Here is a 12,684-nt window from a genome sequence, read left to right on the forward strand (position 1 = left end):
GCCCCTATAACTGACGCTGTTCCAGGCTGGTATAAATCGTTTTGATTTCACCTTTTAAGCTTTCGCCATGGTACACCATCGACGTATCGTATCGTTGATACCTATCTTCTCGAGCGGCACTAAACCAGTTAAACGACCCTACGCAGAGTAAACCCTCGTCCCCAATCACAATTTTACTGTGAACGCGATTGACCAGTTTTGTAGTAATACCTATCTCGTTAAGCTTTTCTACAGCATCGTTAAGGCGCTGTCGTTTCTCTTTGCGTTTTTCATAATCAACGTGTTCGGTATTGTAATTTCTATCTGTCACCACAGTGATATCAATGCCGCGTGAGCGCGCCTGGATCATCGACGTCAAAAAGCCGGTTTGTTCCAGCTTTTGCCAAGTCAGCCAAGGGGAAACGATAGTAATGCTCTTTCCGATAGTGCCAAAAGTCTGGTTAAGAAATGCATCATGCTGTTCCACACCGTGCAAGGTTGAGATCTGCGTTTGTGCCGCGCTTAAATCTTTGCGCTCCTGAAACTCAAACTGCAATGCATTGTTGGTGGAAGCAAACAGATATTTTGCCAATAACCCTCGCGGGGAAGATCCGGGCTGGATCTCGAATAAGTCCATATCACCAAAGACCAGGAAGCTATCTTTAGCGCGGGATACGGCAACATTCAGCATGCTACTATCGCTGTCGATAAACCCACCATCTTCATGTTTCGAATAGACCGGTGAGAAGAGCACAATTGCTCTTTCTGCCCCCTGCAACGAATGCACTGTACCAACCGTTAGCGAATCCTCACTACCGCTACAGTTAATATCGAGCTTGCGTAATGCGGCTTTGATAGCGTTGACCTGCGCTGAAAATGGTGTCACGACTCCAACCACTTTATGCAGCGGTTTATCGTAATGATGCTCGATTTCTTCTTTGTGAGCTGTGAGCCAAGCCGCTATTGTCTCTGCCTCGAAAGCGTTATAACGGCTCCCACTGTTTGCCTGCATGCCTTTGCCATCAATATGCAGATAGCCCATCGCAGGAAAAAGCGTCTCATTTTCGGTTCCCCGTTTTGGTTGTAACTTGCCGTGATAGCACAGAGTATTGCAGTAGCCGATAATGTTATCGAAGCAGCGACGGTGCTCGTACAGATACATCCCACGGGCTAAATCCGGATCGTAGTGATAGCGAGAGTTAAACTGGGCAATCTTCATTACGCTGCCCGATGCTGCACTTTTCCCTGAATCACACACCAGTGCATAGGCATCCGTAAGCTCTTCCTGAGTACCGCCGGGGAGAATGTTCTCCTCCACCATATTACCGATATCAATGCTGGGTAAACTGTTCCAGATCGGCGCAATCTGCTCAGTATCGCCAATCACCAGCGCTTTCTTCGCTAATGCGAAGGAGGCTGCTGCCACTTCGGGGAGCACCTGCCCAGCTTCATCGACGATCAACAGATCGGCAAGATTATAAAAATAGCTTTTATCAAATGGCTTGCCCTTTCCGGCAAATTCATTGGTTTTCATATGGTGAGGCAGCATGTAGCAGGTCATCACAACACAAGGTGTGAGCTTCATCCTGCGCTGCCAGCGGGCCTTAACAGTTTTAGCTCCTTTGCGGCCTTTTTCTTTTTGAAGATTATCAATCGCCGCCATATCCATCAGCCAGCGACCTTCCCAGTAGTGGGTCGCCAACTGGAATGCCGGGAAGCGGATCTTCATATCGGCAAGCTCATCAGCTCCAGCCAGGCTCAGCTCCTCTTCGCTTGTATGCCCTAGTGACTGGGTTAGTTCATGCCAATATCGGGTAGCCTTGCTTTCGCGTCGGGAAACGTCTTGAGCAAGATCGATTTGCTGCTGATATCCATCCTGTTCTGTTTTCACCTGGGCAACAAGGTCGTCAATATACGCGTCGATACCTTCAGGTGCGGTACCCCGAAACGCAGCCATCCTTGCGCCAAACATCTCGTCCAGAAAGAGGTTAATCTTATAGTGGCGCTTAGTACGGACTGCGGGGAGCCAGGAGAAGAACGCATACACCATCGACTCGTCCGCCCGATATTGCTGCCACTGTTTTTTGCCTTGGTTCAAAAATGCAATTTCATTCGTGCTGCCGAGTAGTAACGTATTTTTATCCTGAACGTACTGGTCGAGATCTTCGCTGATAGCGGTCCGTTCCTCACGAATACGGTTCAGACTATCCCATGCCGGATTAATTTGCTTAAGCTGTTCGGAGTGCTCGACTAAACATTTGTGTAGAAGATCCGCGGCGCGTTCGGGAGAGCTGCAATCCGACGACGGGAACGCCGCCCTTGCCTTTTCCAGATAGAAGACCTGTGCCTCTTCAACGTATTCCAGAGATTCAACACGGTTAAAAAAGTCATCAGTCTGGTATTTTTTCGCGGCGTCGGCCTTACGACCCGAAGACGGGAAGTAAGCACCATAACTTTTCAGCCCAGGTAACCAGCGCCCGGCCATTGCTCCAGTGCCTGTGGAAAAATCTTTACCAAACGCTTCAATGATGTTGGTCACAGCCTGATTGTTGGTTGATGCGGCTATTACCACTGGTGGCTCGATTTTATTGAGGGCCGCTCTTGCCCATTCAGTGGCAATGATTGAGAGAACCAGAGTAGTTTTTCCGGTTCCCGGCGGGCCATTAACCGCGAGGATATCGCCCGATTGCTGGGTGAGATAATGGTTTAGGGCATCTCGCTGCGCCATTGCCAGCGGGAACTCATCCCCGGAATGCCCCAGACGCTCGCAGAACATGGCATTGGCGGCAAGGAGAGGTTCTACAGATGGCATTTTAGTCGAAGCAAAGCGCGTTAGTAACGGAACCTCTTTTTTGCACGTCAGCAGATGATCGTACATGGGCAGGATATGGATACTGGCCCCTCCGGGTTGGTTCGCTTTGATAACATAACCATACCCAGCCGGTTCGTATTGCTCGTGGGTAGAGAGCCATGTTTCGGCCACGTTCTTCAGGAGATTATTTGACTCAGTTAGATACTTTTGCCATTGCAACTGGTGCTTTGCATAACGTTCAGCTCGCTGCTCGTCATTTTCCTCAAGGCCTTGCTGTTCATCATCCTCATCAAAGGTAGTCGAGTTATGCGTGGTTTTATATTTATCATATTGCGCCATCTCGCCAATTGAGAAGGTGCCTTTGGGGAGCGGTTCGAGTAGATCACGAGGAATGGTGGTTGCCCCTGTGGGGAATAAAAATCCTTCACGATTCAGGAGAGCAGAAGTCACTAACGGCGTGACGATGCCCGGCGCTCCGGCCGTCCGTTCTTTGCCATGCTGTATCAGGCGGATCCACGCTTGTGGGCGTAGCAGTACCTCAACGGTTTTCACCGTATCGCCTTCCCCCTCAAAGAACGCGCGAACAATTTCCTCATTCAATCGTCCCGTGGTGATATCCATCCACGGGGTGAATGCATCCGTATCTCTGCGCTCAAATGCCCCTTTGCCAGACTCGGCATCTGCTAAGGAGTTGCGCCAGTATGATGCAAATCCCTGAGTATTTATGTCCATCCCTGCCCCATAATTTAATGAAAATTATTGATTTCGTTGATATACACGTAGTACATGATTAAACATTGTCCACGATGCGAACTTGATAGCAATAGGAAATCCGGACTCGCCAATAAAGTCTAATTCATTGAATTATAAATAATGATAAACTTACTTTATATACTCAGTGATTTTTGATTGATAGCATCAATATATCAATGAGTTAAAAGAAGACAGACTTTACAATTTTAAGTGAGTTTACTAAAGAAAAGCCGGTTGAGGAATAGCAGCTCAGATGAGCCTTACCAGCATACCCGAATAGTGCTTCTTAATAATGCTCTATCAGCCCAAGGCGTTTAAACGTCAGGTGCCCCTCCTCCTTCTGAAGGTAACGAAGATAGTTCGTGATACACCGCGATATGGACATAACTATGACTGCCCAGCATTTCGGCATCACAGATAAATTCCCCGATCCTAACCGTAATACATTGCTGACGGCGTGGATTCAGTGCACCAGAAAGCCACTGCGACTCCAGTTTAGTTATCAGAGTTGGGCGATATTAAGAGCTTGAGTGGCTGGAGGGGAAAAGGTAGCGACAACATGAATATCCAAGTGTATCCGATGTTATTATTTGAGATAAGTTAATAGTAATTTAGGTAATTAAAGAATATAGAAACGATATATTAATTGTGCTGAATTAAAATTAATTCAATTTACTGACTGAATATAATGTTCAATTGCACATTTCTAATATTTAAACTGGCTGCCGGTGGTGAGATGATTTGCGGTACTGCAATGGCGTCTGAAGCATCATCTTCTTAAAGCAGGTAATAAAATAGGTTACTTCATTAAAACCCACCGCTATGGCGATAGCATCAATACTGTCTGCCGTAGTACGCAACAAGTCGCAACTGCGCTTTATGCGGCGAGTTAGCAGAAATTCCTGAATGCTTCCACCGGTTTGCTGATGGAACACGCGTGAAGTATAGCTACGCGAAAGCCCCATCGCCTGTGCCAGCTCATCAAGAGAAAACTTCTCTGAGTAGTATATTTCAATCCAGCTCATGATGCGTGAAGCCACCGTTTGCTGTTGTGAAACCAGCGACTGCGGCTGCGCGGGCAAGAAGGCCATGATTTGCATCATCAGAAAAGCCACTTCGCAGGCAGGATAATGGCCTGTGGCATCTATCGCATCAAACTGCGTAAGAATAGTTTCCATAAAATCCGCACGTTCGCTTAAGTCGTAGACCTGCGCAGGAACATTGCTGGCAGCAAGCGCCGCAAACTGTGCCTGATGCCGTGGAAACGCATGCAGAGCGCTCTCGACCACCGATTGCTCAATATGCATGGTAGTACGGTGATAGTGGTTTTTCTCACTGTCATCAACGTGAACTTTATGCAGGCGAAACGGCGGGAAGATAAACAAACGCCCGGGCCGTGCTGTGTAGTGTTGATTATCAACCACCACAATACCGTAGCCTTTTGAGATATAAAGCAATTCCACGCACTGATGCCAGTGATAATACACCGCGCTCAAAGAACGCTGACGGTTAAAGGATATAACCCGACTATCAAGAGTGATCCGCTCAAGCAGTTGTGCTTCGCTCATTATTCTCCAGGACAACAAATTTAAATTTTTACGCTACCAATTACAATTTATTACCGCTGCGATATGAAAAATCCAGTGAATTTGAAACGGCGGTTCAATTTTGTGAGCAGGCTCACTCAGTGTACTAAATAAAAGCAGTTACTCTTCGCTACGACGTCGTGTAAATATCTTTAGAAAACATTAATAACAATGACTTATCTATTTCTCGTTTTAAGCGGGAGGACATCGTGCAACCTAAAAATATAACTGTATCCAATCCGTTGCTGTGCCGGAATGATACCCAGCAATTGGTTAATGAATTACTTAACGCAGTTACGCCTTTTTTTAAAAAGGATGCTAGCCGCATAGACCTCGCTAATTTCACTGCACATTACGGACAAGCAGTGGCGAGTATGGAAACTTTTTCACGTCTGCTGTGGGGAGTGACACCATTACTTGCTAGCGGCGGCGAGCCGGAACATTTTGCTTTTTATATTCAGGCAATAAAAAACGGTACAGATCCTCAGCATATTGATTATTGGGGTGAAGTTGCACCTTACGACCAGCGCATTGTGGAAATGGCCGCTTACGGGCTGTTATTGGCGCTGGCCCATAAATCCGTGCTGGCACATTTTAACGAGCAGGAAAAGAACAACTTTTGGCGTTGGCTGAAACAGTGTGAAACTCAGGACATACCTGATAACAACTGGCACTTTTTCCCGATTCTGGTACAGGTTGGTTTTCATCATGCCGGGATGCCGGAAAACCCGCTAGCGCTGGAAAAGCACTTCGCCGCGATGGAGCACTATTATCTCGGTGACGGTTGGTATTCCGACGGGCAGGGCCGTCCACGTGATTACTACATATCTATGGCCTTCCATTTCTACGGTCTGATTTATTCGAAATTGATGACCGATGTTGACCCCAAACGCTGCGCAATACTACGCCACCGAGCCACTCAGTTTGCTGCTGATTTTATTCATTTCTTTGCCGACGACGGGGCTGCTATTCCGTTTGGCCGCAGTCTAACCTATCGCTTTGCGCAGGCAGCTTTTTGGAGCACCGCCGCCTTTGCCGGTTTAGAGGTTTACTCGCCGGGCGTAGTAAAAGGCATTGTTTTGCGCCATTTACGCTGGTGGATGAAACAGCCGTTGTTCGATCGCGACGGCATATTAAGTGTGGGTTACAGCTATCCGAACCTGATTATGGCGGAAGATTACAACGCTCCGGGTTCACCGTACTGGGGGCTGAAAACCATGTTGGTACTTGCATTGGGTGAAGACGATGAGTTTTGGCAAGCACAGGAATTACCGTTACCAGAGCTTGCCGCACAGCACAGCATTCCCCATGCCGATCAAATTCTGGTTCACCAGCCCGGTCATTTATGGATGCTGACCTCCGGGCAACTTGAGCTGAATAATTTCGTCAATACCGAAACCAAATACTGCAAATTTGCTTACTCCACTCGCTACGGCTTCACCATTGAACGTGGACGCTATGGTCTTTCCCACGCAAGTGCAGACTCGATGCTGTTACTGAGCGAAAAAGACAATTACTGGCGCGGGCGACGTGACTGTTCTTTTGTACGAACGGAGGACAGCGCAATTTACAGCCGCTGGCAGCCGTGGCACGACGTCACCATCGACACTTGGCTGCTACCACTTGGTGACTGGCAAATACGTGTTCACCACATCAGCACCGCGCGCGATCTCGACACGGCAGAAGGCGGTTTCAGCCTGCCAAATAGCACGATGCAGCAAGCTCAGATGGAGCACGGTAGTTGCCAGTTCACCACCCCGACGGATGTCAGCGCGATCTTTTGTTTAAGTTCAAATATGCGCAGTGGCGAACAAGTGTTAACGCCACCGAACAGCAATTTATTGTTTGCCGAACGTGCCGCGATCCCACTTTTACGAGGAGAAATCACGCAAGGGAAACACGTGTTGATTAGCGCAGTCTGGGCTGGAGAGACATCAGCCTTCAATGCACAGCTTTGCCCACAGGTCCTTATTGGCGATGACGAAGTACGCCTGGTAACGGCCCATCATGAAAAACGTCTCACTTTAGTCGATTTGCCGTGATGGCTCAGGAGAAACTCGTATGACGATTTCGACAATTACTCGCACCGCACAGATAAAAATGAGCAGCTTCATTTTTCTCTATTTCTTTACTTGGTCATCAAGTTTTGGACTTTATGCACTGTGGCTCAGCCAGAAAGTCGGGCTGGACAGCATCACTATCGGCAGCGTATTTGCCATTAACGGCGTATTTGCAGTGATCCTCAAACCGATTTATGGCTACATCATGGACAAAATCGGCATGAGCAAATACCTGCTCTATTTCGTTTGCCTGGTGTCCGCGCTGATGGCACCTTTCTTCGTGTTTATTTACCAGCCTCTACTTTTGAGTCACACCATGGTAGGGATTGTTATCGGTGCGTTCTACCTAAGCCTCGGCTGGTATGCGGGTGTGGCTGCGTCCGAATCTTATGCTGACCGCTTTAGCCGTTTATATGGCCTGGAGTTTGGTCGTATTCGTATGTGGGGATCGCTCGGCTGGGCGATGGCGGCTTCGGTATCTGGCCTGCTGTTTAACTTCACACCGCTGGCAAATTTCATTGTTAGTAGCACCACTTCAGTTCTGATGCTGCTGGTGCTGATTAGCCTGAAAATTGGCGACGAACACTTGCGTAATAACAATGTAGTTTCGGCGAATAAGATTGTTTTTGCCGATGTATTGGTGCTGTTACAAAACCGCAAGTTCTGGATGTTTAGCCTCTACGTCGCTGGCGTAGTGTGGATGATGTTTATCGCCGAGCAGCAGTTCCCGCGCTATTTCGTCTCGTTCTTCTCGACCAAAGAACAGGGCAATGCCTGGTACGGCTATCTGAGTACCGTTCAGTCCGGCACCGAGTTTGTGATGATGATGTTTATCCCGCTACTGGTTAACTATTACGGAGCAAAACGCGGGCTACTGCTCTGCGGTTGCGTGGTGGGTGCGCGCTTGATTGCTTCCGGCCTGACCTCCGATCCGTTGATTATTTCGATCATTAAACCCTTCTACGGCCTTGAGATTTCACTGCTGCTGATTTCAGTTTTCAAATACATCGCCGAACATTTTAACAAGAAAGTTAACGCGACCATGTACCTGCTTGGCTATCAGGCGATGATATATGTCGGTTCCGTCGTGGTTGCGCCTCCTGCTGGCTATCTTTACGACAAAATTGGCTTTGAGCACACCTACCTGATGATGGGTTCTTGCGCGTTGCTGTTTACTTTAATTTCCGCCTTTACACTCTCGCGCTGTCAATCAAAACGCGATGAATCTCGTAATTTTACCCCAGTGCTCAATACTGCCCCGATTGAACCTGTTAAACCTTAATTCAGGAGATGTTATGACTCATTCTGTGAAGACTGAGGCCCTGCGCCCGATTGAACTGCACCAGACCGATAGACTGGCACTGCGCCATAAACTGGACGAAGCACTGGCACGCATTACGCGCAAGCTGGACAAAAACATGATTGCCTTTGGCGATAAATTCCCCGGTGAAGCTTGTGAAAATGGCGTCTGGCCACGTACTGAAAACGTGGAATGGACCACGGGTTTTTGGCCAGGACAACTTTGGCTGGTCTGGGAAATGACCGGGGATAAGAAGTACCGTGAAGCTGCCGAGCGCTATGTTGCTTCATTCACGGAACGTATCGAGAAACGCATCGATACGGCGACTCACGATCTCGGCTTCCTGTATTCATTATCCTGCGTTAACGCATGGCGACTAACCGGTAATGAATCTGCTCGTCGGTCGGCACTGAAGGCTGCCGATGCACTGATGGAACGCTTTAATCCGACAGCGAAAATCATTCAGGCATGGGGCGACTTAAACGACCCAGAGCAGCAGGGGCGTATGATAATCGACTGTAATATGAATCTACCACTGCTGTACTGGGCCAGCGAGCAAACCGGCGACCCACGTTATGCACAGGCGGCGATAGCACACGTCGAACAGGCAGCGAAATACATCGTCCGGCCGGACGCCTCGACCTGGCACACTTACTATATGGATGTGAAAACAGGTGAGCCGCGTTTCGGCAACACACATCAAGGCTACAACGACACGTCTTGCTGGTCGCGCGGACAGGCATGGGGTATTTACGGCTTCCTGCTCAGCTACTTGCATTCCGGTGACAAAAGCATGGTCGAACTGTCACGCAGCTTGGCGCATTATTTTATCAACCGCCTGCCGGAGGATAACATTTGCCATTGGGATCTGGCATTGCTCGGCACTAATGCAGTACGCGACAGCTCGGCGGCGGCAATTGCAGCCTGCGGCCTACTAGAACTGGTGAAGATATTGCCAACACTTGACCAACATCGCGCCCATTACGAAGAAATGGCACTGTGCATTGTTGAGTCGCTTACCGACAACTATCTGGCGCGCGATGATGAGGCGTGTGAAGGTCTGCTGAAACACTCGGTTTACCACATGGCGAGCGGTAAAGGAGTCGATGAATGTTGCAGTTGGGGAGACTATTTCTACCTCGAAGCGCTGGCACGACTGCGTCAAGTTTGGCATTCCTACTGGTAAGTTTTAACCCCTGGAGGGCAGTAATGAAAACTGTTGCAGTACTACTGGCACCCGGTTTTGAAGAAGGGGAAGCCATTGTTACCATTGATATTCTTCGCAGGTTGAAGATTAATGTACAAACACTTTCCTGTGTTGATACCCGTACAGTGGTGAGCTATCACGATATCCCGATGGTGGCCGATGCTACACTGAGTGAAAGTTTTGATACTACATTTGATGCCATCGTTTTACCGGGTGGCCCGGAAGGCAGCATATTCATGGCTAACAGCAAAAGCGTGATTGCTTTTGTGCAGCGCCACGATGAAGCGGGGAAATTTATCTGTCCAATTTGTTCTGCTGCAGCGCGGGTATTAGGAGGTAACGGTTTGTTGAAAGGCCGTCGCTATGTGTGCTCTGGTGACTTATGGCAACAAGTCACAGACGGCGTTTACGTGGATGCAGACGTGGTGGAAGACGGTAACTTAATCAGCGGCAAAGGATTAGGCCGCGTATTTGATTTTGCTCTAACTATTGCGGCAAGACTGGAAGGGAATGACGCGTCAGCACGCGAGCATGCGGAACATATTTATTACCGGTGGTGAATGCCGGTTATTCCATGTGCGGTTGTGAGAGAGCCTGAAGGGGAATATCCCTTTGGGCTGTTCGACCCTCAAGTTTACCCCTTAAACGTGACAAACTTTCAACCTGAGATTTAGAGGAGATATTTCGTCTGTAGGTATGGGGCATGCGTGGCCGACATTATGCTAGCAGAAACCAAACGCAGTATGGTGGAACACGCCAATCAGGTGATTGTAGTCTGCGATCATACAAAGCTGGGCAACACTTCACTGGCGCAGTTCGCCACTCCGGCACAAATCGACACCATTGTGCTCGATACCCTGCCGGAAGATGCTGCTGATTACCACGAAGCTGGGATCGCATTGTTAAGCGTCCAATGCGAGGAGTAACCGATTGGTAGCGGTTTGCCATCGTAAATGGCCGAGTTCGCAATGAGCCCACATTGAACTCTAAATGAAAATCCACCTGGGCTCATATTGTCGTAGCCGTAACATTTTCACCTCGTTAATATTGTTTATTAAATCTCTAATAATGTGTCCGGTCTTATTGAGCCATTACAATTAACAAAATCCAGTAATGATGAAAGCCTGGTGCTGCTTAAGTATTGGCAGCGCCAATGCCCCAAAAGACAATGATCTACTGAGAATGCCTACTTTGGGCGGGTGCTATTGAATTGCGAGTGAGGAAGGATCATGACGATGTTTATTTCTAACAGGATAATCTAATCTAATTCCAATCGTTATCAATCATATTATTACCTGAAAATGCAAAGTAATTCACATGCTAATTAATCTTGGTCTGTCGAAAGAGGAATAAGGACAAGTAAGTAGTTCATTATATTTCATACTCCAGAAGTTACACTTGCAAAAACAAATGCACTTCTGTAGCATTTTCCATCAGTATATTTATTGTTTTCCCTGGTGTTGATTAGACTAATGTTGTCGCCTGACTCTCATGGTCAGGTTTTTTTATCAACTCCTGATGATGATTATACGGATGCTAGCGTAGGACGATAGTTGTACTAAAGGGCAATATTGTATTGTACTTTAAGACAGTAAATGGAGTGGGGAAATGCATTCTGGTTTCAAAAAAAATGCAGAGATAATAGAAACGCTGCGTGATTATATTGATAGAAAACTCATCGCCTATGGTAATCCCAAATACACTTATATGGTGATCAATAAAAAGAATTCTGCCGATATATTTATTATTACCAGCTATCCAAATGAGTGGGCTGAACTCTACACAACCAATAGCTTCCAACATATCGATCCCATCGTTCTAACTGCTTTGAAACGATTCTCACCGTTCTCATGGGATGAAAATATCACTATCTTGTCAGATTTAAAATCATCAAAAATTTTTACCCTTTCCAAACAATATAATATCGTTAATGGCTACACTTATGTCCTCCACGATACAATGAATAACATGGCAATGTTATCACTGATAATGGACGATAGTGTTCAACAAGGACGAGAAGATAGTGTATCTAAAGACAGGGGGAAACTACAGATATCCCTGATCGAAATCCATGAAAAGATGCTTATGCTAAGTCAAAATAAGGGTAATAACCCAGAACGCAAAGGGGTAGAAATACCGAGTAAAGCCATTTTAACCCCCCGCGAAAATGAAGTACTTCACTGGGCCAGCATGGGAAAAACCTATCAGGAAATTGCGCTGATTACAGACATCACGCCAAGAACAGTAAAATATCACATAGGAAATGTGGTAAAAAAACTGGGAGTGATTAACGCCAAACAGGCAATCAGGCTTGGCGTTGAACTCGAACTGATCAAACCGGTTCTGATATGATAGGCAGCACCATTGGCCATGTACTCAATGTAAGATCTGGATCCTGCAAGAGTTGACTAACTTGTCGGAGTAAACGAGCCTGGTTATTCTGATCTGTCGGGAGACGCAGTAGATAGATACGTTCTTTTTCCGCAACATCGCCTTCTTCTATTACCTCTACCTGCCAACCTGATCGCCTAAGTATGGTGAACATGGCCCGGCTGACAATAGTATAAATACCTAAGTATCCATGATGTCGAGAGTAATTAATAATCGACAGAAAGAACACATAACTGATGGGATAACGGCTCCCCAAAAGCAACTGGGCGCGGGTTTTATCAACAAAGAAACGGCTCGACTCTATATACCCTTCTGTAGGTAACACCACGTCAGAGAAGAGAGCGTTAAAAGTATGGGTGATCATATTAGGTAGACGGAGAGGGATAAAACGGACACTACAGATTAATTGCCCCTGATAAACACCCAGTAGGTAACGTGTATCTGGATTGTCATATTCATCGAATTCCATATCATTACTGCAATTCACCGCCCAATTAAGCCGATCTTTAAATGTCTTTTTCCTCAATTTATACAGATCTTCAGACCGTACATCAGTCAACTCACTGTATCGGACATCGAAAATTTCTAACATTTAC

At 47.1% G+C, this 12,684-nt stretch carries 9 protein-coding genes and 1 pseudogene; 6 read left to right on the plus strand and 4 right to left on the minus strand.

Translation table 11 applies throughout. The features are described 5' to 3' along the window. Window positions 1-4 precede the first annotated feature (4 nt). The 3 genes from N0H69_RS19215 to N0H69_RS19225 all read right to left on the minus strand — a co-directional run bounded on the left by N0H69_RS19215 (window position 5) and on the right by N0H69_RS19225 (window position 5,112). A complete protein-coding gene (locus N0H69_RS19215) occupies window positions 5-3,523 on the minus strand; it encodes an AAA domain-containing protein (protein ID WP_050151493.1) in 3,519 nt (1,172 codons plus the stop codon). Between the two features lie 335 nt (window positions 3,524-3,858). Beyond that, on the minus strand, window positions 3,859-4,050 hold the full coding sequence (locus N0H69_RS19220; RefSeq protein ID WP_151419980.1) for a type IV toxin-antitoxin system YeeU family antitoxin: 192 nt from the start codon (window positions 4,048-4,050) through the stop codon (window positions 3,859-3,861). A 207-nt stretch (window positions 4,051-4,257) separates the two neighbouring features. Continuing rightward, a complete protein-coding gene (locus tag N0H69_RS19225; RefSeq protein WP_134957244.1) occupies window positions 4,258-5,112 on the minus strand; it encodes a helix-turn-helix domain-containing protein in 855 nt (284 codons plus the stop codon). A gap of 227 nt (window positions 5,113-5,339) precedes the next feature. Here N0H69_RS19225 and N0H69_RS19230 point away from each other — a divergent pair, with 227 nt between their 5' ends. The 6 genes and pseudogenes from N0H69_RS19230 to N0H69_RS19255 all read left to right on the plus strand — a co-directional run bounded on the left by N0H69_RS19230 (window position 5,340) and on the right by N0H69_RS19255 (window position 12,049). After that, a complete protein-coding gene (locus tag N0H69_RS19230; RefSeq protein ID WP_050151495.1) occupies window positions 5,340-7,172 on the plus strand; it encodes a DUF2264 domain-containing protein in 1,833 nt (610 codons plus the stop codon). 19 nt (window positions 7,173-7,191) lie between these two features. Beyond that, window positions 7,192-8,472 (plus strand): oligosaccharide MFS transporter, encoded by a 1,281-nt coding sequence (locus N0H69_RS19235; RefSeq protein ID WP_050108822.1) that lies wholly within the window; start codon window positions 7,192-7,194, stop codon window positions 8,470-8,472. 13 nt (window positions 8,473-8,485) lie between these two features. Further along, window positions 8,486-9,676, plus strand: a complete 1,191-nt coding sequence (locus N0H69_RS19240; RefSeq protein WP_050151497.1) for a glycoside hydrolase family 88 protein — start codon at window positions 8,486-8,488, stop codon at window positions 9,674-9,676. Between the two features lie 23 nt (window positions 9,677-9,699). Continuing rightward, a complete protein-coding gene (locus tag N0H69_RS19245) occupies window positions 9,700-10,257 on the plus strand; it encodes a DJ-1 family glyoxalase III (protein WP_050144953.1) in 558 nt (185 codons plus the stop codon). Between the two features lie 132 nt (window positions 10,258-10,389). Beyond that, window positions 10,390-10,623 (plus strand): annotated as a pseudogene (locus N0H69_RS19250) (DeoR/GlpR family DNA-binding transcription regulator); the annotation flags it as partial. A 682-nt stretch (window positions 10,624-11,305) separates the two neighbouring features. Beyond that, a complete protein-coding gene (locus tag N0H69_RS19255) occupies window positions 11,306-12,049 on the plus strand; it encodes a LuxR family transcriptional regulator (protein WP_050108830.1) in 744 nt (247 codons plus the stop codon). Here N0H69_RS19255 and N0H69_RS19260 read toward each other — a convergent pair. Continuing rightward, complete coding sequence (locus N0H69_RS19260; RefSeq protein ID WP_050108832.1) at window positions 12,030-12,680, minus strand: acyl-homoserine-lactone synthase; 651 nt, start codon at window positions 12,678-12,680, stop codon at window positions 12,030-12,032. The two genes, N0H69_RS19255 and N0H69_RS19260, sit on opposite strands and share 20 nt — an antisense overlap. Window positions 12,681-12,684 lie beyond the last annotated feature (4 nt).

The organism is Yersinia alsatica, from assembly GCF_025133195.1.
GTDB classification, from domain to species: Bacteria; Pseudomonadota; Gammaproteobacteria; order Enterobacterales; family Enterobacteriaceae; genus Yersinia; species Yersinia alsatica.

What these genes read in the sequence shown, in the direction of transcription:
- N0H69_RS19235 (WP_050108822.1), top strand. Translation starts at nt 7,192, where the DNA reads ATGACGATTTCGACAATTACTCGCACCGCACAGATAAAAATGAGCAGC.
- N0H69_RS19260 (WP_050108832.1), bottom strand. Translation starts at nt 12,680, where the DNA reads ATGTTAGAAATTTTCGATGTCCGATACAGTGAGTTGACTGATGTACGG.
- N0H69_RS19255 (WP_050108830.1), top strand. Translation starts at nt 11,306, where the DNA reads ATGCATTCTGGTTTCAAAAAAAATGCAGAGATAATAGAAACGCTGCGT.
- N0H69_RS19240 (WP_050151497.1), top strand. Translation starts at nt 8,486, where the DNA reads ATGACTCATTCTGTGAAGACTGAGGCCCTGCGCCCGATTGAACTGCAC.
- N0H69_RS19215 (WP_050151493.1), bottom strand. Translation starts at nt 3,523, where the DNA reads ATGGACATAAATACTCAGGGATTTGCATCATACTGGCGCAACTCCTTA.
- N0H69_RS19245 (WP_050144953.1), top strand. Translation starts at nt 9,700, where the DNA reads ATGAAAACTGTTGCAGTACTACTGGCACCCGGTTTTGAAGAAGGGGAA.
- N0H69_RS19225 (WP_134957244.1), bottom strand. Translation starts at nt 5,112, where the DNA reads ATGAGCGAAGCACAACTGCTTGAGCGGATCACTCTTGATAGTCGGGTT.